Annotated in this window: 23 protein-coding genes, 7 tRNA genes and 1 pseudogene; 9 read left to right on the plus strand and 22 right to left on the minus strand. The window is 71.5% G+C overall.

Features of this window, described 5'->3' with window-relative positions; genetic code table 11:
• Positions 1 to 36 precede the first annotated feature (36 nt).
• Positions 37 to 690: a DUF998 domain-containing protein gene (locus ACTWPV_RS18550; protein ID WP_443152713.1), complete on the minus strand. Its 654-nt coding sequence runs from the start codon at positions 688 to 690 to the stop codon at positions 37 to 39.
• Positions 691 to 845: 155 nt separating this feature from the next.
• Between ACTWPV_RS18550 and ACTWPV_RS18555 the strand changes: the two genes are divergently transcribed.
• Positions 846 to 1,271: a hypothetical protein gene (locus tag ACTWPV_RS18555; RefSeq protein ID WP_443152714.1), complete on the plus strand. Its 426-nt coding sequence runs from the start codon at positions 846 to 848 to the stop codon at positions 1,269 to 1,271.
• A 150-nt stretch (positions 1,272 to 1,421) separates the two neighbouring features.
• Here ACTWPV_RS18555 and ACTWPV_RS18560 read toward each other — a convergent pair whose 3' ends face one another.
• The 5 genes from ACTWPV_RS18560 to ACTWPV_RS18580 all read right to left on the minus strand — a co-directional run bounded on the left by ACTWPV_RS18560 (position 1,422) and on the right by ACTWPV_RS18580 (position 6,143).
• The gene (locus tag ACTWPV_RS18560) at positions 1,422 to 2,453 is read right to left on the minus strand and encodes an ABC transporter ATP-binding protein (protein ID WP_443152715.1); all 1,032 of its coding nucleotides are present in this window, start codon (positions 2,451 to 2,453) and stop codon (positions 1,422 to 1,424) included.
• A complete protein-coding gene (locus tag ACTWPV_RS18565) occupies positions 2,450 to 3,304 on the minus strand; it encodes an ABC transporter permease (RefSeq protein WP_443152716.1) in 855 nt (284 codons plus the stop codon). Before ACTWPV_RS18565 ends, ACTWPV_RS18560 begins: the two co-directional genes overlap by 4 nt.
• A gap of 6 nt (positions 3,305 to 3,310) precedes the next feature.
• Positions 3,311 to 4,102 carry a molybdate ABC transporter substrate-binding protein gene (gene modA / locus ACTWPV_RS18570; RefSeq protein ID WP_443152717.1) on the minus strand — a complete coding sequence of 264 codons (792 nt, stop codon included), beginning with the start codon at positions 4,100 to 4,102 and terminating at the stop codon, positions 3,311 to 3,313.
• Between the two features lie 10 nt (positions 4,103 to 4,112).
• Complete coding sequence (locus tag ACTWPV_RS18575) at positions 4,113 to 4,523, minus strand: TOBE domain-containing protein (protein ID WP_443152718.1); 411 nt, start codon at positions 4,521 to 4,523, stop codon at positions 4,113 to 4,115.
• Positions 4,524 to 4,706: 183 nt separating this feature from the next.
• Positions 4,707 to 6,143, minus strand: coding sequence for an FAD/NAD(P)-binding protein (locus ACTWPV_RS18580; RefSeq protein ID WP_443152719.1), 1,437 nt, complete (start codon positions 6,141 to 6,143; stop codon positions 4,707 to 4,709).
• A gap of 193 nt (positions 6,144 to 6,336) precedes the next feature.
• Here ACTWPV_RS18580 and ACTWPV_RS18585 point away from each other — a divergent pair, with 193 nt between their 5' ends.
• On the plus strand, positions 6,337 to 7,416 hold the full coding sequence (locus tag ACTWPV_RS18585; RefSeq protein ID WP_443152720.1) for a response regulator transcription factor: 1,080 nt from the start codon (positions 6,337 to 6,339) through the stop codon (positions 7,414 to 7,416).
• Between the two features lie 99 nt (positions 7,417 to 7,515).
• Here ACTWPV_RS18585 and ACTWPV_RS18590 read toward each other — a convergent pair whose 3' ends face one another.
• Both ACTWPV_RS18590 and ACTWPV_RS18595 read right to left on the minus strand, forming a co-directional pair.
• A complete protein-coding gene (locus tag ACTWPV_RS18590) occupies positions 7,516 to 7,815 on the minus strand; it encodes a DUF6204 family protein (protein ID WP_443152721.1) in 300 nt (99 codons plus the stop codon).
• Positions 7,803 to 8,456, minus strand: a complete 654-nt coding sequence (locus ACTWPV_RS18595; RefSeq protein WP_443152722.1) for a TetR/AcrR family transcriptional regulator — start codon at positions 8,454 to 8,456, stop codon at positions 7,803 to 7,805. Before ACTWPV_RS18595 ends, ACTWPV_RS18590 begins: the two co-directional genes overlap by 13 nt.
• Before the next feature lie 198 nt (positions 8,457 to 8,654).
• On the opposite strand from ACTWPV_RS18595, the gene ACTWPV_RS18600 reads away from it, so the two are divergent.
• Both ACTWPV_RS18600 and ACTWPV_RS18605 read left to right on the plus strand, forming a co-directional pair.
• Positions 8,655 to 10,220 carry a serine hydrolase domain-containing protein gene (locus ACTWPV_RS18600; protein ID WP_443152723.1) on the plus strand — a complete coding sequence of 522 codons (1,566 nt, stop codon included), beginning with the start codon at positions 8,655 to 8,657 and terminating at the stop codon, positions 10,218 to 10,220.
• Positions 10,221 to 10,352: 132 nt separating this feature from the next.
• Positions 10,353 to 11,135 (plus strand): MerR family transcriptional regulator, encoded by a 783-nt coding sequence (locus tag ACTWPV_RS18605; RefSeq protein ID WP_443152724.1) that lies wholly within the window; start codon positions 10,353 to 10,355, stop codon positions 11,133 to 11,135.
• Positions 11,136 to 11,268: 133 nt separating this feature from the next.
• Here ACTWPV_RS18605 and ACTWPV_RS18610 read toward each other — a convergent pair whose 3' ends face one another.
• A complete protein-coding gene (locus ACTWPV_RS18610) occupies positions 11,269 to 12,045 on the minus strand; it encodes a GntR family transcriptional regulator (protein ID WP_443152725.1) in 777 nt (258 codons plus the stop codon).
• A 119-nt stretch (positions 12,046 to 12,164) separates the two neighbouring features.
• On the opposite strand from ACTWPV_RS18610, the gene deoC reads away from it, so the two are divergent.
• Positions 12,165 to 12,722 carry a deoxyribose-phosphate aldolase gene (deoC, locus tag ACTWPV_RS18615; RefSeq protein ID WP_443152726.1) on the plus strand — a complete coding sequence of 186 codons (558 nt, stop codon included), beginning with the start codon at positions 12,165 to 12,167 and terminating at the stop codon, positions 12,720 to 12,722.
• Entirely contained in the window at positions 12,722 to 12,922 is a 201-nt protein-coding gene (locus ACTWPV_RS18620; RefSeq protein WP_443152727.1) for a hypothetical protein, read from the plus strand. Before deoC ends, ACTWPV_RS18620 begins: the two co-directional genes overlap by 1 nt.
• Positions 12,923 to 13,306: 384 nt before the next feature.
• Here ACTWPV_RS18620 and ACTWPV_RS18625 read toward each other — a convergent pair whose 3' ends face one another.
• The 12 genes from ACTWPV_RS18625 to ACTWPV_RS18680 form a co-directional block, all read right to left on the minus strand.
• Entirely contained in the window at positions 13,307 to 13,942 is a 636-nt protein-coding gene (locus ACTWPV_RS18625) for a response regulator (protein ID WP_443152728.1), read from the minus strand.
• Complete coding sequence (locus ACTWPV_RS18630) at positions 13,935 to 15,170, minus strand: sensor histidine kinase (RefSeq protein ID WP_443152729.1); 1,236 nt, start codon at positions 15,168 to 15,170, stop codon at positions 13,935 to 13,937. The genes ACTWPV_RS18625 and ACTWPV_RS18630 overlap by 8 nt, the downstream gene beginning before the upstream one ends.
• Positions 15,171 to 15,173: 3 nt before the next feature.
• Positions 15,174 to 15,878, minus strand: coding sequence for an ABC transporter permease (locus ACTWPV_RS18635; protein WP_347648156.1), 705 nt, complete (start codon positions 15,876 to 15,878; stop codon positions 15,174 to 15,176).
• 11 nt (positions 15,879 to 15,889) lie between these two features.
• Complete coding sequence (locus ACTWPV_RS18640; protein WP_443152730.1) at positions 15,890 to 16,807, minus strand: ABC transporter ATP-binding protein; 918 nt, start codon at positions 16,805 to 16,807, stop codon at positions 15,890 to 15,892.
• A 175-nt stretch (positions 16,808 to 16,982) separates the two neighbouring features.
• Positions 16,983 to 17,351: a hemerythrin domain-containing protein gene (locus tag ACTWPV_RS18645; protein ID WP_443152858.1), complete on the minus strand. Its 369-nt coding sequence runs from the start codon at positions 17,349 to 17,351 to the stop codon at positions 16,983 to 16,985.
• A 25-nt stretch (positions 17,352 to 17,376) separates the two neighbouring features.
• Positions 17,377 to 17,448, minus strand: a tRNA-OTHER gene (locus tag ACTWPV_RS18650).
• Positions 17,449 to 17,485: 37 nt separating this feature from the next.
• Positions 17,486 to 17,565 (minus strand) — tRNA-Tyr (locus ACTWPV_RS18655).
• A gap of 14 nt (positions 17,566 to 17,579) precedes the next feature.
• Positions 17,580 to 17,653: transfer RNA gene (locus tag ACTWPV_RS18660), tRNA-Val, on the minus strand.
• Positions 17,654 to 17,666: 13 nt separating this feature from the next.
• Positions 17,667 to 17,741, minus strand: a tRNA-Arg gene (locus ACTWPV_RS18665).
• An 18-nt stretch (positions 17,742 to 17,759) separates the two neighbouring features.
• Positions 17,760 to 17,832, minus strand: a tRNA-Glu gene (locus ACTWPV_RS18670).
• A 25-nt stretch (positions 17,833 to 17,857) separates the two neighbouring features.
• Positions 17,858 to 17,930: transfer RNA gene (locus tag ACTWPV_RS18675), tRNA-Leu, on the minus strand.
• Between the two features lies 1 nt (position 17,931).
• Positions 17,932 to 18,006, minus strand: a tRNA-Gly gene (locus tag ACTWPV_RS18680).
• A 361-nt stretch (positions 18,007 to 18,367) separates the two neighbouring features.
• Between ACTWPV_RS18680 and ACTWPV_RS18685 the strand changes: the two are divergent.
• Positions 18,368 to 18,559: pseudogene (locus ACTWPV_RS18685) on the plus strand (MerR family transcriptional regulator); the annotation flags it as partial.
• A 663-nt stretch (positions 18,560 to 19,222) separates the two neighbouring features.
• On the opposite strand, the gene ACTWPV_RS18690 reads toward ACTWPV_RS18685, so the two are convergent.
• The gene (locus ACTWPV_RS18690; protein WP_443152859.1) at positions 19,223 to 19,645 is read right to left on the minus strand and encodes a nuclear transport factor 2 family protein; all 423 of its coding nucleotides are present in this window, start codon (positions 19,643 to 19,645) and stop codon (positions 19,223 to 19,225) included.
• A 48-nt stretch (positions 19,646 to 19,693) separates the two neighbouring features.
• Here ACTWPV_RS18690 and ACTWPV_RS18695 point away from each other — a divergent pair, with 48 nt between their 5' ends.
• Positions 19,694 to 20,299, plus strand: coding sequence for a PadR family transcriptional regulator (locus ACTWPV_RS18695; protein ID WP_443152860.1), 606 nt, complete (start codon positions 19,694 to 19,696; stop codon positions 20,297 to 20,299).
• Complete coding sequence (locus ACTWPV_RS18700; protein ID WP_443152731.1) at positions 20,286 to 21,092, plus strand: SGNH/GDSL hydrolase family protein; 807 nt, start codon at positions 20,286 to 20,288, stop codon at positions 21,090 to 21,092. The genes ACTWPV_RS18695 and ACTWPV_RS18700 overlap by 14 nt, the downstream gene beginning before the upstream one ends.
• Positions 21,093 to 21,290: the final 198 nt, after the last annotated feature.

Here is a 21,290-nt window from a genome sequence, read left to right on the forward strand (position 1 = left end):
CCTTGATAAATCGTCGCAGGCCATGTTAGGTGCGTCTCAGGCGGCGCGCCGCAGCGACGTCGCGAGGACGGTCGTCCAGGTGAAGGCGACCAGGCCGTTCAGGGCGATCTGGATGCTCATGTAGCCGGGCGACATCGGCACCAGCAGCACCAGCGCGGCGAGGGCGCTCAGCATGGCGGGCGGCGTCGCCCGGCGGCGGGCGCACCGGACGGTCATCACGATGGCCGCGATGGCCAGCGCGGTGAAGGCCACAGCGGCGGCGGCCGAGTGCACGATGCTGTGCCAGGACATCTGCGCGACCGGCCCCTCAGGGGTGCCGACCGGGAAGCCCTTCTCGGGGTCCATGATGAAGATCCCGGCCGCCACCAGCCCGGCGCCGAAGATGCCCACCAGGATCGGCAGCGCCCGCCGCCCGACCCCTTCGGTGAGCGTGCGCCCGGCGCCGGCGGCCAGCGCCAGCGCCCCCGTCCCCGCGAGGACGAAGGAGAGGATCTGGATCCACCCCAGGTCGCCGGTGGACAGCTGGCTGATGGGGTGCCGGGTGATGTCGAAGCCCTCACGGGTGAGCATCTGCGTGATCGCCGAGGCGAAGAAGAGCGGCCCGGCCAGCGCTCCCGCCAGCAGCAGGCGTCCGGATGTCCGAGCGGTCCTGCGGACGGGAACGCCGGTGGCAGTGGTGGTGGCGGTCATGACGTCCTCCCTTGTCGGTGGGTTCTCGCTCGTTACCTCGGACCCGCATCGGCTTTCTTGACGGCCGTCGAATGTGATTCAGACCACACTGATTCCGTGTCAAAGCCCGGCAGAGGTCTCCGAGGTACCGGCGAGCAACCACAGAGGAGGACAACATGATCGAGACCCAGCAGCCCAGCCCCGAGTTGAAGGCCCTGGACCGCCTGGTCGGTACCTGGAAGGTCGCCGGCGGTGCGGAGGGCACCGTGCGCTACGAGTGGATGCCGGGCCGGTTCTTCCTGGTCCAGCACGTCGAGCTCACCCAGTTCGGCGAGCCGGTCACCGGCATGGAGATCATCGGCAACCTGCGTCCGTTCGGTGAGCCGACCGGGGCGGACGTGGTGTCGCGGTTCTACGACTCGGCGGGCAACACCTTCGACTACGTCTACGAACTGGAGGGCGACAGGCTGACCATCTGGGCCGGGGCCAGGGGCGGCCCGGCCTACTTCGAGGGCACCTTCGACGCCGACGACACCACGCTCACCGGCGAGTGGGTCTACCCCGGCGGCGGCGGGTACGCCTCCACCTCGACCCGCATCTGATCGAGGGACCGGTCTCCCGCCCTACCCGGAGAACATGTGGTAGCGGCGAGCCGCTCTCGACGGCTCGCCGCTACCGGCCTGGCTGGCGGCCGCCGAACATCAGCCGGCCGGCGGTCGCGGCGTCGAAGCGATCGCGGATCGCGGTGCGGTTCATGCCGGGTAGGCGTGGGTTTCGGTCGCCTTCACCGACACCCAGACCTGCCGGCCCGGGGTCAGGTCGAGGTCGGCGACGGCGGCGGGGGTGATGTCGGCGAAGGCGGCGACGGGGCCGTCGAGGTGCACGCGGACGTTGTCGCCGTGGCGTTCGATGCCGTCGACGCGGCCCTGCCACAGGTTGCGCGGGCTGCCGTCGGGCCGGGAGCGGTAGAGCGCGACGGCCGCCGGCGGGAAGGCCACGAACACCGGTCCCTCCAGGTGTTGTGAGGTGGTCAGCAGCAGTTCGCCGACCCTGACCCGGGCCCCGTCGGCAACCCCCCGGTGCAGGTTGAGCCCGACCAGGCGGGCCACGTAATCGGTGCGCGGGCGGCGGGCCACCTCGGCCGGGGCGCCCTGCTGGACGAGGGCGCCGTGCTCGATGACGATCAGCCGGTCGGCCAGCACCATCGCGTCGAGCGGGTCGTGGGTGACCAGGACGGTCGCGCCGTCGAAACCGGCCAGGTGGCGGCGCAGCTGGGAGCGGACCTCCAGCCGGGTGTGGGCGTCCAGCGCGGCCAGCGGCTCATCCAGCAGGAGCAGGCGCGGCCGCACGGCCAGCGCGCGGGCCAGTGCCACTCGCTGGGCCTGCCCGCCGGACAACTGGCGCGGCCTGGCGGAGGCCCGGTCCGCCAGGCCGACGCGCTCCAGCAACCGCGCGGCCAGACGACGGGCCTCCGCCCTGGCCACCCCCTGGCAGCGTGGCCCGAACGCGACGTTGTCGAGGGCCGAAAGGTGCGGGAAGAGCAGGTAGTCCTGGAAGACCATGCCGATCGGCCGCTGCTCGGCGGCCAGGCCGTCGATGGAGCTGCCGTCCAGCAGGATCCGGCCGCCGGTCATGGCGGTCAGCCCCGCCAGCGCGCGCAGCGCGGTGGTCTTGCCCGCGCCGTTGGGTCCGAGCAGCGCCACCACCTCACCCGGCGCGACCGCGACCTCGATGTCGAGCGTGAACGCGGCCCGTTCGACCACGAGACGAGCGTGCAGGGTCATGCCGCGCTCACCCACCGATCACGCAGGCCGGCCAGGATGGCGACGGAGACGGCCAGCAGCACCAGGCTGAGCACGATCGCCGCTTCAGGCTCGGTCTCCAGCGCCAGGTAGACCGCCAGCGGCATGGTGCGGGTGGTGCCCGGGAAGTTGCCCGCGAACGTGATCGTCGCCCCGAACTCGCCCAGCGCCCGCGCCCAGCACAACACCGCGCCGGCCACCACGCCCGGCATGACCATCGGCAGCGTCACCCGGCGGAACACCGTCCAGCGCGAGGCTCCGAGCGTGGCGGCGGCCTCCTCGAAGCGCTGGTCAGCGGCGCGCAGCGCGCCCTCCACGCTGATCACCAGGAACGGCATCGCCACGAACGCCTCGGCCACGACCACCCCGGCGGTGGTGAACGGCAGCGTGACGCCGAACGTGGCCTCCAGCCACTGCCCGGCCAGCCCGCGCCGCCCCAGCACCAGCAGCAGCGCGACGCCGCCGACCACCGGAGGCAGCACCAGCGGCACCGTGACCAGCGCCCGCACCAGCCGCCGGCCCGGGAACTCCACCCGGGCCAGCAGCCAGGCCAGCGGCACCCCGAACAGCAGGCAGAAGGCGGTGGCGATGGTGGCGGCCACCAGCGACAGGCGCAGCGCCTCCAGCACGTGCGGCTCGGCCAGCCGCTGCGGCAACGTGGACCAGGGTGCCCGGATCAGCAGCCCGGCCAGCGGCAGCACCAGGAACGCCAGCCCTGCCAGCGCGGGCACGATCAGCATCCACGGCTGCCGCCCGGAGACCTTGCGACCCGCGGCCGGCCGCCCGGCGGGCGGGTCCACCGGGTGCGGTTGCCGCGGCGCAGAAGAGTTCATCGGAGATCAGGGAACGTCGAAGCCGGCTCTGGTCAGCACGTTCTCGCCCTGCTGCGACAGCACCAGGTCGACGAACTGCCGGGCCGTCTCACCAGCGGGAGCCATGGCCAGCGCGGCGATCGGATAGTCGTTGACCGCCTGGTCCGCCTCCGGGAACGCGATGCCACGGACCCTGCCCGCCGCGGCGATCACGTCGGTCGTGTAGACCAGCGCCGCGTCCACCTCGCCCAGCCCTACCTTGGTGAGCGTGGCCTTGACGTCCTGCTCGAACGTCACCGGGGTGACCTTGAGCCCGGCCGCGTCCAGCGCCTTGACCGCCGCGGCGCCGCACGGCACCTGCTCGGCGCAGAGCGCCACCTTCACGTTCGGATCGGTGAGGTCCTTCAGCTCGTCCACCTTCGCCGGGTTGCCGGCGGGCACGGCGATCTGCAGCCTGTTGCGCACGAACGTCGTCGGCGAGCTCGCCAGGGACGCGTCGGTGACCGTCTTCATCGTGGCCGGGCTGGCCGAGGCGAACACGTCGGCCAGCGCGCCCTGCACGATCTGCTGGGCCAAGGTGGCGCTGGAGCCGAAGTTGAGCCTCACCGTGGTGCCCGGATGGGCGGCCTCGAAGGCCTTGCCGAGCTCGGTGAACGTCTCCGTCAGCGACGCCGCCGCGAACACCGTCACCTCCTTCGCGTCCCCGCCGCCGGTGGTCGCGGACGAGGCCGGCCCACCGGAGCCGCATCCGGCCAGGCACACGAGCGCGAGCGCGGCCGGCAGGGCGATCGCCCCTCGGAAAAGGCGCCTGAACACCACGGCGGGCTCCTCACACATGGCTGGCCACGCGTTCGTGACCGGGGATCTCCACGACGACGTTGGTGGACTTGATCACGGCGTCCGCCACCACCCCCGCCTCCAGGCCCAGCTCGTCGGCGGCCTGGCGGCTCATCAGGGACACCACCCGGAACGGCCCGGCGGCGATCTCCACCTGCGCCATCACCGCATCGCGGATCACCTCGGTGACGATTCCGCGAAAGCGATTACGTGCCGAGGAACGGCCGCCGTCGACCGCCTCGACCTGGGTGCGGGCGAAGGCGGCCAGGTCGGTGCCGCTCACCTGCCGGTGGCCGTGCCCGTCCCGCTCCGCGGCCAGCTTGCCGGCGTCCACCCAGCGGCGGACCGTGTCGGAGCTGACCCCGAGCAGCGCAGCGGCCTCGCTGATCCGAAACGTCGTCACACCCCTTACCTTATCTCTTGCACATGCCAGCCTGAACGTCTCTCTTCCACCGCAACAGCGGGCCATCCCACGCATCTGTCATGGCATCCACGGTCGACGTCCCGAACGTTCCCGGCGAACGCGGCGCCCTGACGGCCGCCGTGCCCTTCCTCAGGGGACGACGCTCCCCCGGCCCTCGACTGATCAGCCGGTTTGTGTGTCCAGCAGCCCGCGTACGGTACGAGCGCCCGCTGCGGCGACGCCGGGGATGCCCGAGGTGATGAACGGACCGCCGCCGGTCAGGTCGCCCACGACGTTCAGGCGCGGGTCCGCGGGGACCAGCCCTCCCGACGGGTGCAGGGCGGCCAGCCCATCGGTGAGCAGGGACGTGACCAGCGGCTCGGCCGCGCGGGGCACCGCCTGGGGCGGCGGGTTCACGGCGTTGACGGCGACGTCGGCGTTCAGGTCGCCACCGTCGCCCCGGACCCGAAACCCTCCCTTCGCAGCCTCGATCTTGCGTACGCCTGCCATCATGGTGAGTTGCCCGGACTCGAACAGCCGCAGCAGAGCTGCGGCGTTCACCGGCACCATGGGCGAGGCCGTGCTGGTGGCCAGACGGACGTGCCTGCGCAGCCGTTCACGGTCGGGCCCGGGCAGCAGCCGCCAGGCGTACGGGCCGACGGTGTGGGCGGTCTCCTGCAGCACCCGCCGCCCGATCCGCGGGTCGTCGACGGCGGCCAGTTGCCGCCGCAACCGCCGTACGGGCTCCTCCGACCCCGCCGCAAGCAACTCGGCCGTGAAGTCCGCGAAGTCCTCGCCCGTCCCGGCCAGTTCGGCGCGGAGCAGCCCGGCGAGGTCGTCGAGGGTGACGCAGCCGTGCTCGCGGCACAGCGCATTCACCCGCTCGACGGTCAGGTGCACGGGCCGGTGGCCGAGGGGACGCTGCCAGACGTGGGGCAGCATGCCGCTCCGCGACACCAGCGCGATCCGCCCGGCATGGCCGCGCGCGGCGAGCGACACCACCACGTCCACGGCGGTCAGCCCGCTGCCGATCACCGCGACGTCGGCTGCCGCCGGGACGTGGCCGAGCGTGTACGCCAGCGGGTAAGGGTCGCCCACGAACCCCGGAGCTCCGCCCAGGCCGTAGTGGTCCTGCGGCGTTCCCCCGCCCACGCACACGACCACCCGGTCAGCCGGATGGTCGTGCCCGTCCTCGGTGCGCAGCGCCAGCCGGAGGCCCTCGCCGGAGCGGGCCACCGCGACGACCCGGGCGGCGACGACCCGCGTCCGCCACCCGCGCTCGCGCAGCGCGGCCAGGCCGGCCTCGGCGGTGTCGGCCAGGTACGCCCCGTAGAGGGCGCGCGGCACCAGAGGCTGTCCCAGCAGGTCGTCCCGGTGGGCGGCGGCACGCTCCGGGCCCAGCCAGGAGGCATAGTGCCCCGAGTCCTGATGGCGGATCGACATGATGGCGGGCGGGGCGTTGACCAGAACGCTGTCCAGATCCGGCCCGTACGGCCGTCCCCGCCACAGGTACGCGGACAGCTCGAACACGGTGACCTCCCCCATCCCCGTCCCGCTGACGGCCAGCGCGTCCAGCAGGCCGACCGTGGCGGCGCCCGCTCCTATGATCGCGATACGCACGACGTTTCTCCCCTGTTCGTCCAGAAGGTCCTTCCGACCCTCGTGGACGCCATGACCCCGCTCCATCCCCCGCCTGCGGGGGATCGGCGAGAGACGACCCCCTCAGATGAGGGGTTGGCGACGGAAGGGAGACACGGCAAACTGACCCGCGTCCACCCCCCTTGCAAGTGACCCGGCGCCAGAAGGAAGCTCGATGTCCCACCCGCACCGCCACGCCGAGATCCTCTCGGCTGCCGAGCGGGCCGCCGGCGCGCTGGAGCTCTTCAGCCGTGCCTCGGCCAGGCTGCGGCGGCACATGCCGTTCGACGCCTCGGTGTGGACGGCCACCGATCCGGAAACGGGCCTGGTCACCGCACCCATGCTGGTGGAGAACCTCGGCTCAGGCGAAGGATGCGCCGCCTACTGGGAAAGCGAACTCCTGGATGAGAACATCCTGCCGTTCCGCGACCTCGCCCGCGCGGCCGTCCCCGCGGCCGGTCTGCGCGCGGCCACCTGCGACCTGCCCGCGCGCAGCGCCCGATACCGCCGCCTGCTCGGCGGCCAGGGCGTGGACGACGAACTGCGGGCCGTGCTGCGGATCGGCGACCGGCCGTGGGGCGTGGTGAGCTTGTTCCGCATGCGGGGAAGCCCGGCGTTCGGCACGCACGACATCGCGTTGCTCGCCGATCTGTCCGGCCCACTCGCCGACCGGCTGCGCCGGTACGCCCGTCCGTCCGGATCGGACGGCGAGCCCGTCGCCTCCGCACCCGGCCTGCTGCTGTTCGACGAGCACGGCGAGGCCACGTCGATCAACGAGGAGGCCCGGCACTATCTCGCGCTCCTGCCGGACGGACCATCCGTGCCCACGGCACTCGGGCTGAGGCTACCCATCTGGCTGATCGGCACGACTCTGCAGGCGCGGGCCATCGCCCAAGGCCACGATCGGGGCAGCGCCAGGATGCGCATCCGGACCCTCGACAAGCGCTGGCTGACCTGCCGCGCCTCATGCCTGAGCGGTCCCGGCGGACGGCCAGGTCCGACAGCGCTCGTCATCGAGCCCGCGCCCTCCGCCGACCTGGCGGTTATCGTCGCCCAGGCATACGGGCTGACGCCACGGGAGTTCGAGGTCGCTCAGCTCGTGGCACGGGGCCTGTCCACCGCCGAGATCGCCACGGCCCTGTTCATCTCTCCCCACACCGTTCGCGGTCACCTCAAGGCCGTCTTCGGCAAGGCGGGGACCTCCAGCCGCGGTGAGCTCGTCGCGCAGCTGTTCGCCGAACCCCTCCGGCCGTAGCCGCCATCAGTGCCCGCCGGGCACCCACACCTCACCCGATCCGCGGCGCTCAAGCCGGCTCACCCTGCCGGGCGTGCCGGCTGCCCGGCCTCTGCGCTCTCAAGCATGCCCCGGCCGGCGTCGCCGGATCCTGATGTCGCGCATGTCGGTCACCCCGATCTTCAGGATCTCGTACGGGTGCCCGTGCGCATCCAGCGCCGCCATCGCGCCCAGAGCCGCCTCGTCCTCGCCGTCGTCCGGCCCGGCGGGCACCTGGCAGCGGAAGGTGAACGCCGAGACGCTCTGGTCGTGGGTGAACGTGCCGGCCTCGGTGAAGGCGGTGCCGCTCGCCGCCAGCACCCTGGTCCGTCCGGCGTCGTCCAACCCCGCGAACTTGCCTCTGATCGTCACCCTGAACATGGTCGTTCCTCTCGTACGGCATAGGTGAGAACCTGCTCGCCGAGCACGCTCTCCACGGTGTCGAGCAGCTCCAGCACCCGCTCGGCGATCACCTCCGGCCGCTCCCCCGCGGTGGTGCGGCGGGCGATGTCGCCGAGGACCAGCGCGTGCAGCGACCCGATGTGCCAGGCCATGACGCGCGGCAGCGGGTCGTCGGGGGCCGCGCCGCTCTCCTCGGCCAGCGTGGCGGCCAGCGTGTCCGTCATCCGGCGGCCCAGGCCTTCCAGCCGGGCGGTCAGCGTGGGGGCGGCCAGCATCATCTCCAGGACCCGTCCGAACCCCGGGCTGAGGCCCACCTGGCGCTCGCGCCCGCGCACCTCCTGGCGCAGCCGCCCCAGCACGGCGCCCGCCGCCGACTCGCCCGGCTCGCGCGCCCGCACGATGTCGGCGAGCCGCTGCGGCGACGCCTCGTCCGGCGGCAGGACCAGGTCCTCCTTGGACTCGAAGTAGTTGTAGACGGTGTTGACCGACACTTCGGCGGCCGCCGCGACCTCGGCGATCGTCACGCTGTCGAAGCCGCGCGCCACGAACAGGCCGAGTGCCGCCTCGGAGATGCTCTGCCGGGTCCGCCGCTTCTTCCGCTCCCGCAACCCTTCCGCCATGAACGGGAACCTACTGCAAAAGTTAAGTCGACTGCAAATTCGTACTCGACTTAACTCCACAACCCCGCTGGAGCTGTCTCAACCCCCCATGCAGCTGTGAGCTAGATCACGGTTGAGTTTGACCTTGGGTCAGGGTGGAAGCTCGGCGCAGCGGCGCGACGCCGACCCGGACATAACAACTTCGAAGGGCAAACCACCATGACGATCACCCTTTCCGATCAGGACAAGAGCACCCTGCGGATTGCCGCGTACGGCGCCGTGTCGCTGATGGCCGCCGCCGGTGCCGCCGGCAAGCCTCACAAGATCGCCACCAACGGCAGCATCGCGCTGGGCTCGGCCACCGGCCTGATCGGGCATGTGCTCGCCGACTACCCTGAGGGCAAGGACCTGACCGGCAAGTCCGTGGCCGAGATCGCCGACCGCGTGCTGCCGGCCCTGACCGCGGCCATGATCCTGCTGAGGCAGCAGGATCCGGCCGAGGCCGGCAACTTCCGCAGCACCGTCCTCGTCGCTGTCGAGACCGCCCAGACGCACCAGGGCCGGCCGAGCCCCGCCACGGCCGAGATGGTCCGTAAGATCACCGAAGCCCTCGACGCCGCCAGGGTGGCCGTTGCGGACAGCGGGGCCGTGCCGGAAGCCGCGGCCGGGCAGGATCGCCCGGAGCTGCAGAAGGCGATCGAGGAGATCGTAAAGTCCGGTTTCGTCGGGGTGTCGCTGCGGGTGAACGATGAGCGGGGCGCGTGGGCCGGCAGCGCCGGGGTGGCCGAGCTGGGCGGGACCGCCAAGCCGCCGGTCAACGGGCATGCCCGGATCGGCAGCAACACCAAGACTTTCACCGCGACCCTGGTGCTGCAGCTGGTGGCCGAGGGCAAGATCGAGCTGGACACCCCGGCGGCCGACTACCTGCCCGAGTTCGGGCTGGACCGGCGGATCACGGTGCGGATGGTGTTGCAGCACACCAGCGGGCTGTTCAACTTCACCGGCGAGGTCTACGACGACGGGTCGATCGTGCACGGGATCCCCGTGCCCTACGGCACCACGGGCAAGGAGTGGGTGGACAACCGGTTCCACACCTACCGGCCCGAGGAGCTGGTGCGACTGGCGCTGTCCAAGCCGGCCCGGTTCGAGCCGGGGACGGGCTGGAGCTATTCCAATACCAACTACGTGCTGGTCCGGCTGCTGATCGAGAAGGTCACCGGCCGCTCGCTGGCCGAGGAGATGCGGCGGCGGATCCTGGGGCCGCTCGGGCTGTCGGGCACGGTGGTGCCGGACGCCTCGCCGGAGATCCCTGAGCCACACACCCACATCTACTACCGCTACGAGGAAGCCGGCCGGCACAAGACGATCGACATCACCCGCCACAACCCCTCCTGGGTCTCCACCGGCGGTGACATGATCTCGACCAGCCAGGACCTGGCCACGTTCATCTCCGCGCTGATAGGCGGCAAGCTCCTGCCGGCCCCACTGCTGGCCGAAATGTGCACCCCGCACGTCACGGGCATCCCGAACATGGACTACGGGCTGGGAGTGATCGTCCAGAAAACGGAGTGTGGCGGCACCGTCATCACCCACAACGGCGGCACGGTCGGCTCCGCGGCGCTGATGTACAGCACACCCGACGGCAGCAAAACCCTGACCGCCGTACTGAACTGGGTGGACGACGCCGACATGTCCATAGCGACAACGGTCCAGAACGCCCAGCAAAGGCTCGTCAACGAGGTGTTCTGCGGCGAGCAGGCCGATCCGGCTCAGCCGGCGGACTGAACACTTGCGACGCGTATGCCTCCAGAGACGACCCCTGCCGGTCGTGCATCGGGTAGGACGCGAACTGGGGCCACCTGCTCGCCTGCGGTCTGCCCAGTCGCCCGAGGCCGAGCACAAGGCAGGATTGTGCCGATGAACGGAGTCACGATCGGGCAGGCGGCGGCATTCGTCGGCGTCACCGTCAAGACGGTGCGGCACTACCACAAGCTCGGCCTGGTGAAGGAGCCAGAACGCGACAGCTCCGGCTACCGCAGGTACGGATCGGCCGAGCTGTTGCGGCTGGTGCAGGTCCGGACGCTGGCCGCCGCCGGGGTGCCGCTGGCCGAGATCGGGCCCCTGCTCGACGCCGACGCCGCCCAGTTCGCCGCCGCGCTCGCCGACGTCGAGCGGCAGCTCACCGAACGGATCCAGGAGCTGATCGCGCGCCGTGACATGCTGCACCGGCTCGCAGACGGAGACCGGGCCCTGCTGCCCGACCGCGCCGTGGCGCTGCTGGAGCGGCTGTCCGGCCTCGGCCTCCCCGCGGAGGAGGTGGCGGCCACCAGGGAGGGCTGGGTACTGGCCAGGGCCCTGGTCCCCGAGGGCTTCGACGACTTCCTCACCCATGTCGAGCACGCCCTCGACGACCCCCGCTTCGTCGCGTTGAGCAAGCACGCGATCGAAGCCACGGCATGGGAGCCGGACGACCCGCGCCTGGCCGAACTCGCCACCGCCATGGCCGAGCACTTCCTCGCCAACCCCGCACACCTGAAGATCGTGACCGGCCTGCAAGCCCGCACCGACACCGCGGCCCGATACCACCTGATCGCCCACCACGGCGAAGAGCAGGGATCGGCCACGGCCCGGGGGGTCGCGCTCATCGAGGCCAAGCTCCGCGCCGCGGGCATCCACATCCCCAGACCAGAAACCCACTGACCGCGCCGGTCCCCAGTCCTCCGGCCCGGGACCGGCCGACGGACACCGGCCCTTCGGCCGGCGCGGAGGTTTCCGTTGCGCCGTTCCAAGACCTTGCCGGACACGACCGTGTGCTTGAAGGTCGGGTGAGGCGTCAGGCTGGGCGACTCACCGCGTCACCGCCGCCGCCTCTCGGGGCGTGAGGGGTGTCCGGGGGTGCGGCAACAGAGAAGTCGACCTTGAGCGCGTAGCGGTGCGCGACGTAGGAACTGCTGGTGTATTCGAGGGGGTTCCCGTGCTGGTCAATGATGGAGCGCGTCTCGACGAGCATCGGCGTGGTGGGGTCGACGTCGAGTTCGGGTGCATCGTCGTCGGCTGTGCGCGCCGTGAGGACAGCGGAGCCGAGAGTCGGATGCAGTCCCAGGCGTCGGAGAGTCTGGTGCAGTGATCCAGTCTCCAGGTCGGCGGTCAGCAGCGCGTCGAGGGCGGCGGGGAACGCGGCGTGTTCGATGGCCACAGGCAGGTCGTCGAAGAACCGGACGCGACTGATGGCGACCACGGACGCGGGCTGCGTGCCGAAAGCCGGGTAGAGGGCGGCAACCTCCTGGGGGGAGGCGGGGCGTACGGCGGCCTGCAGGACCCGGGAGCGCGGCGTCCTGCCAAGGGCGAGTGCCTGGTCGTGGAAGCTCAGCAGGGTGCCGACCGGCCGGGCGGCGGCGGCCTGGCGCACGAAGCTACCTCGCCCGGGCACCCGCTCCAGCAGGCCGTCGCGTGCCAGCCGAACCAGAGCGGCGCGCGCCGTCATCCGGGAGACGTCGAACTCCTGAGCCAGCTGCGATTCGGAGGGGAACGGATCGCCGTCGGCGGCGCCTTCGAGGCGCCGGCGCAGCTGCTTCTCGATGCGCTCGTACAGCGGTTGCGACGCGGCCATGGCGGGTGTGTTCCTCCTCGATCGGACAGTCGGCTCCAGTGTGACGCCAGTCGACACCCTCACGTCAGCTGTATATGCTGTATATACAGCTTACCTCCGGCAATCTGAAGGAGAGCATCATGTCCGTGGCCTCCATCGACGTCCCGCGCTGGGAGGGCCCTCTGCCCGCACGCGAGGTGGTGGCGAAGATGATCGACCACTCGCTGCTGCGGCCCGAACTTACTCCGGCCGAGGTCGAGGACGGCCTGGCGACGGCTCTGGAGTACCGCACGGCGTCGGTGTGCGTGCGGCCCGCCGACGTGGCGGCGGCGGGCGCCGCGCTGCGCGGCAGCCAGGTTCGCGTTGGCACGGTCGTCGGCTTCCCGCACGGCAGCAGCACCACGCAGGCGAAGGTCCTCGAGACCACGGAGCTGATTTCCCTGGGGGCAGAGGAGATCGACATGGTGGTCAACATCGGTCGCCTGCGCGGCGGCGACGTCGTGTTCGTCCAGAACGAGATCGCCGCCGTCGTCCAGGCCGCCGAGGGACGCCCCGTAAAGGTGATCTTCGAGAACGCCTACCTGACCGACCAGGACAAGACCACCGGGTACAAGGCCGCCGATCCGCGGGCGCAGCCTTCGTCAAGACCAGCACCGGGTTCGCACCCGGTGGGGCGAAGGCCGCCGACATCGCCCTGATGAGACGCACCGTGTCCTCCCGTGTGCAGGTCAAGGCCGCCGGCGGCGTTCGCACCCTGGACGCTCTCCTGCACCTGCACCGGCTCGGCGCCACCCGCTTCGGAGCCACGGCCACCGCGGCGATCCTCGACGACCTCGAAAACCGCCGCAACGGCAACCCGCCGACCGTGAGCGCCGCCGAACTGACAGCGGACTACTGAGGGGGACGCGCCGCGCAGCCGCCATCAGCAGTGCGGGTTTCGGCGAGATCCACCGCCAGCTTGCCTGCAACGCCGGCTGGCGCGGCGGGCGGCTCATCGTCGCCGGCCGCTGGTTCCTCCTCCAAGACCTGTTCGTCCTGCGGCGCGGTGAAAGCCAAGCTGCCGCTGAGACGTGCGGCCTGTCCATGGACCGTGACGAGAATGCCGCGATCAATCTTGCTTCGCTGGTGGAGCAGACCGTCGCCGGGAGTGGCCAGGAGACGCTGAACGGACGCCGAGCCGATCGTAGGACCCTGCCTGGCGGGGCAGGCGGCTGTGGCACGTCTCCCCCGCCAGGCACCCGCTGCCCGGACCAGACTGAGAATCCTGAAACTCGGTGAACGGTCATCCCCTGGGGAGGAGGCCGCGCTGGAAGGCGGCGGCCACCGCCGACGCCCGGTCGTTGACGCCCAGCTTGGCGTAGATGTGCAACAGGTGCGTCTTGACCGTGGCCTCGCTGATGAACAGCCGGGCCGCCGCTTCCCGGTTGGTGGTGCCCTGCGCGATCAGGTCGAGGATCTCCAGTTCCCGCCCGCTCAGCGGGTCGGCGGGGGCGCGGACCTGACCGAGCAGGCGGGTGGCCACCGACGGGGAGAGCGCGGCCTCCCCGCGCGCAGCCGCGGCGACCGCGCGTGCCAGTTCCTCCCTCAGCGCGTCTTTGAGGAGGTAACCGGTCGCGCCCGCCTCGATCGCGGGCAGCACGTCGCTGTCGGTGTCGTACGTGGTCAGCACCAGCACCCGCGCCTTGAGGCCCAGCCGGGCGAGCTCCCTGATGGCCGTCACCCCGTCCATCCTGGGCATCCGCAGGTCCATGAGGATCACGTCGGGGTCGAGCGCCCGCGCGAGGTCGACGGCCTGGGCGCCGTCGCCGGCCTCGCCGACCACCTCGAAACCGGGATCGCCGGCGAACATGCCGCGGATGCCGTCGCGGACGATGGGGTGGTCGTCGGCGATCAGCAGCCGGACGGGGGCCTCAGGCACTCCGGGACTCCTCAGGGGTGGTGGCGAGCGCGGTGATGGCGGGCACGACGGCGGAGACGGCGGTGCCGGACCCGGGCTCGGACTCGATCTCGAAGGCGCCCGCCAGGCGGGTCACCCGGTCGCGCATCGACGCCAGGCCGAAGCCGCCGCCGTCGAGCGCCCGCGCCCGGTCGAAGCCCGCGCCGTCGTCGCGGACGTCGAGGCTGACCACGTCCTCCATGTAGGACAGCGTGATCCCGGCCCGCGACGCGCCGGCGTGCTTGGCGATGTTGGCCAGCGCCTCCTGGGCGATGCGGAGCAGGGTCGCCTCCACCTGTGGATGCAGGGGACGCGCCGTGCCGGTCGTGGCGACCTCCACGCGCACGGCGTTCAGCTCCGACCACCGGGCGGCGATCTCCGCGAGCGCCGCCGGCAGCGGGGCGGACTCCAGCGGGCCCGGCTGGACGGCGTGCACGGATCTGCGGGCCTCGGCCAGGCTGTCGCGGGCCAGCCCCACCGCGTGGTCGAGGTGCCGCCGCCAGGCCTGCGGGTCGGCCTCGGTCTGCACGGCCGCCTGGAGCTGGGTGATGATGCCGGTCAGGCCCTGGGCGAGCGTGTCGTGGATCTCCCTGGCCATGCGCTGGCGCTCGTCGAGCACGCCGGCCTCGCGGGCCTGGACGAGGAGCTGGGCGTGCAGGCCGGCGTTCTCCCGCATCGCCTCCTCCAGCCGCGTCACCATGCGCTTGCGTTCGGCGCTGCGCTCGGCCGTGACCTCGCCGACGAAGCTGAACAGGCTGACCACGGCCACGATGGCGACGGTGAAGAGCAGGTGGGTGGCGATCGCGGGCGGGGTGGGCTCGGGCAACCCTCCGGTGTAGGCCGTGATCGAGATGGCCGCCGTGGCCGTCACCCCGACGAACCTCCACTTCCCCTTCAGCAGGTGCCAGGAGTGGAGGTATCCGGTGAAGGCGAAGAAGCTGCCGAACCACAGTCCACGCGAGCAGAGCACCGCGATCAGGATCACCAGGCCCGTGACATAGACGACCGGTTGGCGCCCGGGCATGAACCAGATCCACGCCGCGGCGAGCACGGAGAGGCCGAGCGTGACGAGATGGTACGTCCCCGGCCGGTCGTCGGCCAGCCATGACAGCGCCATCGAGATAGCCAGCAGGACGTACGGGACGGCGGTGAGCAGCCGCTGCAGCAGCCGCTCCCACCGGTCAAGACGGGCGCCGTCCCCTGTCGTCATCACTCACTCCCACCGGAAGAACCTGGCCGCGGCGAGACTGACGATCACCGCGTACGCGGCCATGACGCCCAGCATCAGCGGGCCCGGCGACACCCCCGCCCAGACGTCATGAAGGGCCTGCCGGAACGCGCCCATAGGGGTGAACGCGCCGATGCGCGCCAGGATATCCGGCATCTGGTCCACCGGTTGCATGAGCCCGGCGAGGTAGGCCAGCGGAAAGTACAGCAGCACGCCCACCCCGTTGGCGGTGCGCCCGTTCGCCGCCAACGCCGCGATCAGCAGGCCGATGGCGAACATCGCGGCCGTGCCGAGCAGGAACACGGCGGCGATCAGCGGCGCCTGGGAGGGAACGTGCGCGCCCAGGATGGTGCCCGCGACCGTGATCAGCAGCGCGCAGGCGATCAGCGCCAGCACGAACTGCAGGATGAGCTGCACCGCCAGCATGCTTCCAGGCCGCACCGGGGTGGTGGAGAGCCGGCGCAGGATGCCGCGTTCGCGGTAGGTGGCCAACGTGGTCGGCAGCTGGTAGAGGCCGACGAGCCCGACGGCGATCACCAGCGTCATCGGCAGGAGCACCGTGTCGCCGGGCGGGATCGAGCTGCCGAAGACGAAGAGGATGAACAGCGGGATGAGCACCGAGAAGATCGAGCCGGGTTCGCGGGCCAGCAGCTTGAGCTCGACGGTGGTGAGCTTGGCGACGACGGTCATGGGGATCTTCCTCACGGGTGGAACGAGCGGCCGGTCAGGGCGGTGAACGCGTCGTCGAGCGTGCGCTTGTCGATGCGCAGGTCCGCGACGGGGATGAGGTTGCGGGCCAGTGCCGAGGTGACGGCCGTGGCGAAGTCACCCCGGCCCGTCACGCTCACCCCGTCGCCGTCGCGGGTCACGCCCGAGACGCCGGGAAGGCCGCTCAGCAGGGCGACCGGGTCGCTGGCGTCGCCGGCCATCAGCGTGAACCGCATCTGGTGCTCGGCGTCGACCCCGTCGATCAGCTCCGCCGGGCTGCCGGTCGCGACGATGCCGCCCCCGTCGAAGACCGCGACGCGGTCGCAGAGCTCCTCCACCTCGTCCATGAAGTGGCTGACCAGGACCACGGTGACGCCCGACGCCCGCACCTGCTTGATCAGCTCCCAGGTGGCGCGGCGGGCCTGCGGGTCGAGCCCGCTGGTGAGCTCGTCGAGGAAGGCCACCTTCGGGTTGCCCACCAGGGCCAGGGCGATGAACAGCCGCTGCTTCTGGCCTCCCGACAACTTGCCGAAACGGGCGTCGCGCTTGCCGGACAGCCCCCATTGGTCCAGCAGCTCGCGCCAGTCGCGCGGCTCGGCGTAGAAGGAGGCGTACAGGTCGAGCGCCTCCCACACCTTGATGTTCTCGGGCAGCTGGGTGTGCTGGAGCTGCACCCCGATGCGCTCGCGCAGCGCGCGGCCGTCGCCGATCGGGTCGAGCCCGAGCACCCGGATCGTGCCGCCGTCGGGCCGCCGCAGACCCTCCACGCATTCGACGGTGGTGGTCTTGCCGGTGCCGTTGGGGCCGAGCAGGCCGAAGATCTCGCCCTGCTCGACGGAGAAGGAGACGCCGTTCAGAACCGTGTGGCCGCCGTACCTCTTGGTGAGGCCGGCGACATCGATGACTGCCATGCGTCCATCATGGTTTCGCAGCTCACGGCGGGGATCGACCCGCCGGCCATGCTCGGCGGCGGATCGGGCTGAGCGCGGAATCCACCGATCGGTGGATGGCGCGCTCAGCCCGCTTCTGTTCACGGCGGTCCCGGTCAGCCTGAGAAGGCGGTACGGGCGTGCACGGCGGTCCCGGTCAGCTGAGCAGCGGCATGAGCTGCTCCTCCTCGTAGTCGAGGTGCGCCTCCAGTTCCTCGGTGAGGCGGTTCACCTCGGCCAGCAGCGCCCGCGGCGCGAGGTCGTCGGCCGCCAGCACGGCCCGCAGGCGATCCAGCAGCCGCTGGACGACCACGTGCTCGGCGCGCAGCCGTTCCAGCGCGGGGGCTAGCTCCGGATGGCGGCCCTCCAGCGCCGGGAACATGAACCCGTCCTCGCGCGCATGGTGCACGTGCAGGCCCTGGCACAGGGTCAGGCAGTTGACCCGCAGCTGCGCGCCCAGGCGCGGGCCCGAGGCGGCGACCTCCCCGCGGATCAGCGCCAGCTCCCTGCGGAAGGCGTCGTGCACCTTCAAGCCGCACGGCGGCGACCGGTGGAGACGCAGGCGAGAGTCGAACTCGCACGGACGGCTTTGCAGGCCTACCTCCGCACCCGCGGACTGCGCCGGGCCCGCCTCGGCCCCCATCGCGTCGAGGCGGATCGTGCGCGAGGACGGAGTCGAACCGCCACAGCCGAAGCGCCCGGTTTACAGCCGGGTGGGCTCCCCTATGCCCAGCTCGCGCGAGGAGAATCGAGGTCGGCCCGGCAGGAGTCGAACCTGCGACGCCCGGTTTGTAAGACCGGCGCTCTGACCACCTGAGCTACAGGCCGTGGTCTGGCTGAGTGGCCCCAGCAGGATTCGAACCTGCAACGGACCCGGCTTCGTAGGCCGGCGCTCTCTCCATTGAGCTATAGGGCCGGAAAAACATAGTGGTAGCACCCCGTACCGGATTTGAACCGGTGTTCTCCCGGGTGAAAGCCGGGCGTCCTGACCGCTAGACCAACGGGGCCTGCCTCGACATGCGTCGAGGTTCGTACGTCCGGCGGGATTCGAACCCGCAACACCCGGCTCCTGAGGCCGGCGCCTCTCCCGTTGGGCTACGGACGCGTGGAGCCGCAGCGGGGTCTCGAACCCCGTCCTGCTGGGTGGAAGCCAGCTGCCTTACCCGTTCGGCCTCTGCGGCGTGATGCGCTCATGAAATTGTCAAAGGGCGTCGGCCCGTATGCGGGCATGGACAAGAGAAAAGGCCGCCCGATGGGATCCGGCGGCCTCTGGATGCGCGTGGCGAGAATTTATCCAGAAGCCTGCCCGGCCAGCCCGCAGCCGAGCACCACAAGCCCGCGGCAGCTGCGCCGTTCCTGTTCCAGAGTGGTGACCGCGTATCGCATGACTGGCCTTTCCTGACGTTTCCGATCTCGACTGAGAAAACATTAACCGGCGGGCGCCGGCGGGTGCCACTCATTTATTCAGACGTACCGGCCGCCGATATGGTTTCCACCGTGGCCGGTGGGCCGCGGCCCGGGGTCACCGGCTTTACTGGGGGCATGCGGATCGGAGAGCTGGCCGCGCTGCTCGGGGTGTCGACCCGGACGGTGCGCCACTACCACCAACAGGGCGTCCTGCCGGAGCCACCGCGGCTGGCCAACGGCTACCGCCACTACGGCATGCGCGACGCCGTCGCCCTGGCCCGCGTCCGCCGCCTGGTCCAGCTCGGGCTGAGCCTGGACGAGGCACGAGACGTGATCGCCGACGACCGGTCGAGGGAACTGACCGAGGTCCTGGCCGAGATCGACGCGGATCTGGCCAGGCAGGAAAGGGAGATCCGGGAGCGGCGGGCGAAGCTGGCGGAGGTGCTCAGGCGGGCCGAGTCGGGATCGCTGGACCCCGACGACGTCGCCTCGCCCGACCTGGTGGCGTTCCTGCGCGTGGTGGGCCTGCCCGAGTCGAAGGCGGCGGCCTGGGACCGCGAGCTGCTGGTGTTGATGGACAGCGTGGCCGGCGAGCCCGGCAGGAGCAGCGCCTTCACGCAGCTGGAGTCGCTGGCCGCCGATCCGGAGGTGACGGCCATCGGGCACGAGTTCTACCGCAGGCTGGACGAGCTGGCCGACGCCGAGCCCGGCGACCCCAGGATCGCGCCGCTGGCCCGCTCGCTCGCCGGCTACAGCATGGAGCACCTGCTGGCCGATTCCGGGCTGGGCGCGCACGGGTGGGATCCGGCGCTGCTCGAGCCGTTCCTCGACGGGCTGGCCCCGGCGCAGGCCGAGGCCGTGCGCCAGGCGATCGGGATCATCGCGGGCGGGGTCGCGGGCGGGATCGAGCAGGACACCGGCACGTCGGCGACGGCCGGGCGGCGGGCGGGGAGGGACGACGGCCGCGCCGGCCGGCCGGCGCCCGGCGGCTCAGGGCGCCGGTACGAGGCCGTCGGCGACGAGGCCGTCGAGGACCGCCTCACCCAGCGCTTCGACCGCGGACTTCGGGCGCACCATCACCGTGAACTCCTTGATCAGGCCGGCCTCGTCCAGGTGGATGAGGTCGATGCCGTGGATCTGCCTGCCGCGCACGGTGGCCTGGAAGACCAGGACGATCGACGGGGTCTCGGCGCCGCTGGCGCCGGTCTGGGCGGCGCCGTCGAGCCGGCCGACGTATCGGAAGTCCTCGAAGACGCGCAGCAGCACGCCGAACAGTCCCAGGACGGCGGGCTTGCCCTCGAAGGGGGTGAACGTCACCGGGCTGTAGAGGCGGACGTCGTCGGTGAACAGCTCGTCCAGCGCGGCGAGATCGCGCCGCTCGACGGCGGCGCTGAAACGGTCGGCGGCGGTCATGGCCGTCCTTCCTAGTAAAAAAGGCGAATAGTCAGTTTCTTGACTATCATGGCGGTGTCCGTACGGGAAGAGGAGGACGTCGCGATGGCTTTGCGGCACGCCGTGCTGGCGGCACTGCTGGACGAGGAGCTCAGCGGGTACCAGCTGGCCAAGGCGTTCGGCCTGGGCGTGGCCAACTTCTGGCACGCCCTTCCCCAGCAGCTCTACGCCGAGCTCGCCCGGCTGGAGCGCGACGGGCTGGTCAGCGGACGGGAGGTGGTGCAGGACACCCGGCCCAACAAGCGCCTGTTCACCGTGACCGACGCCGGCCTGGCCGAGCTGGAGCGGTTCGCGGCGACCGCCAACAAACCCTCGTTCATCCGCGACGACCTGCTCGTGAAGGTCCAGGCCGCCGACCACGTCGCCGCCGGCACGCTCATCGAGCAGCTCGCGGAGCGGGCCGCGTTCGCCGACGCCAAGATCGAGCTGCTCGGCGGCCTGCTGCGGAAGCTGCGCGGCGGCATGAGCGAGGAGGAGTTCCTGCGCCACGGCGAACGCGTCGGCCCCTACCTGACGTGCCTGCGCGGCATCGCGTTCGAGCAGGGCAACCGTGATTGGTGCCGCCGGAGCGCGGCGATCCTGGAAGAGAGGCGGACGGCGCATGCGCGAGGGTGACCACCTGCGTTACGTCGCCCTGGGCGACAGCCAGACCGAAGGGCTCGGCGACGGCGACGACGCCAACGGCCTGCGCGGGTGGGCCGACCGGCTCGCCGAGCAGCTCGCCCGCGCCGTTCCCGGCCTCCAGTACGCCAACCTGGCCGTGCGCGGGCGCGTGGCCGCCCAGGTCCACGCCGAACAACTCGAACCCGCCCTCGCCCTGCGCCCCGACCTGGCCACCGTCGTCGCCGGGGTCAACGACCTGCTCCGGCCCCGCTTCGACGCCGACGAGGTGGGCGGCCACCTGGAGGCGATGTTCGCCGCGCTCACCGCCCAGGGCGCCCGCGTGGCCACCGTCACCTTCCCCGACCCGGCTCGGATCACCCCGCTCGCCCGCCCGTTCAGCCCGCGGGCCGCCGCGCTCAACCAGCGCATCCGCGCCGCGGCCCGCCGCCACGGGGTCGTCGTCGCCGAGACCGCCCACCACCCGGTCGTCACGGACGCCCGGTTGTGGAGCCCCGACCGGCTGCACGCCAGCCCGCTCGGGCACGAACGCATCGCCGCGGCGGTCGCCCACGCGCTGGAGCTGGCCGGCAGCAGCGACGCATGGACGCATCCCCTGCCGCCCGAGCCCGCCCTGCCCTGGTGGCGCGCCGCGGGCACGGAGCTGCGCTGGGTCGCCGGCTTCCTCGGCCCCTGGGCCGGCCGGCGCCTGCTCGGCCGCTCCTCCGGTGACCACCGCACCGCCAAACGCCCGGAACTGCTGCCCGTCGGTGCGTGGCCCTCCTTACATGAGGAGCGGACAAAGTAGTCAGTTGATGAGCACTGCGGGCGAAAGGATGGTCACAACACCACGCTTCTCGCCCCGCTTCCGCGGGAGACGACGGCCAAGCCCTGACCGATGCCCGAAAGCACAAGCACAATCCTATCCGGCACTACCTGGAGGTCCTGGCCTCGATGAGGCCGTGAGCGCCTGACCTTCCGGGTGGCCGCGCTGCCCTGCACGAGG

The sequence above is a fragment of the Nonomuraea sp. KM88 genome, from assembly GCF_052245635.1.
Classification (GTDB): domain Bacteria; phylum Actinomycetota; class Actinomycetes; order Streptosporangiales; family Streptosporangiaceae; genus Nonomuraea.

Coding starts and splice junctions, on each gene's coding strand:
- ACTWPV_RS18550 (WP_443152713.1), bottom strand. CDS start 690: ATGACCGCCACCACCACTGCCACCGGCGTTCCCGTCCGCAGGACCGCT.
- ACTWPV_RS18555 (WP_443152714.1), top strand. CDS start 846: ATGATCGAGACCCAGCAGCCCAGCCCCGAGTTGAAGGCCCTGGACCGC.
- ACTWPV_RS18560 (WP_443152715.1), bottom strand. CDS start 2,453: ATGACCCTGCACGCTCGTCTCGTGGTCGAACGGGCCGCGTTCACGCTC.
- ACTWPV_RS18565 (WP_443152716.1), bottom strand. CDS start 3,304: ATGAACTCTTCTGCGCCGCGGCAACCGCACCCGGTGGACCCGCCCGCC.
- ACTWPV_RS18585 (WP_443152720.1), top strand. CDS start 6,337: ATGTCCCACCCGCACCGCCACGCCGAGATCCTCTCGGCTGCCGAGCGG.
- ACTWPV_RS18590 (WP_443152721.1), bottom strand. CDS start 7,815: ATGTTCAGGGTGACGATCAGAGGCAAGTTCGCGGGGTTGGACGACGCC.
- ACTWPV_RS18595 (WP_443152722.1), bottom strand. CDS start 8,456: ATGGCGGAAGGGTTGCGGGAGCGGAAGAAGCGGCGGACCCGGCAGAGC.
- ACTWPV_RS18600 (WP_443152723.1), top strand. CDS start 8,655: ATGACGATCACCCTTTCCGATCAGGACAAGAGCACCCTGCGGATTGCC.
- ACTWPV_RS18605 (WP_443152724.1), top strand. CDS start 10,353: ATGAACGGAGTCACGATCGGGCAGGCGGCGGCATTCGTCGGCGTCACC.
- ACTWPV_RS18610 (WP_443152725.1), bottom strand. CDS start 12,045: ATGGCCGCGTCGCAACCGCTGTACGAGCGCATCGAGAAGCAGCTGCGC.
- deoC (WP_443152726.1), top strand. CDS start 12,165: ATGTCCGTGGCCTCCATCGACGTCCCGCGCTGGGAGGGCCCTCTGCCC.
- ACTWPV_RS18620 (WP_443152727.1), top strand. CDS start 12,722: ATGAGACGCACCGTGTCCTCCCGTGTGCAGGTCAAGGCCGCCGGCGGC.
- ACTWPV_RS18630 (WP_443152729.1), bottom strand. CDS start 15,170: ATGACGACAGGGGACGGCGCCCGTCTTGACCGGTGGGAGCGGCTGCTG.
- ACTWPV_RS18635 (WP_347648156.1), bottom strand. CDS start 15,878: ATGACCGTCGTCGCCAAGCTCACCACCGTCGAGCTCAAGCTGCTGGCC.
- ACTWPV_RS18640 (WP_443152730.1), bottom strand. CDS start 16,807: ATGGCAGTCATCGATGTCGCCGGCCTCACCAAGAGGTACGGCGGCCAC.
- ACTWPV_RS18690 (WP_443152859.1), bottom strand. CDS start 19,645: ATGACCGCCGCCGACCGTTTCAGCGCCGCCGTCGAGCGGCGCGATCTC.
- ACTWPV_RS18695 (WP_443152860.1), top strand. CDS start 19,694: ATGGCGGTGTCCGTACGGGAAGAGGAGGACGTCGCGATGGCTTTGCGG.
- ACTWPV_RS18700 (WP_443152731.1), top strand. CDS start 20,286: ATGCGCGAGGGTGACCACCTGCGTTACGTCGCCCTGGGCGACAGCCAG.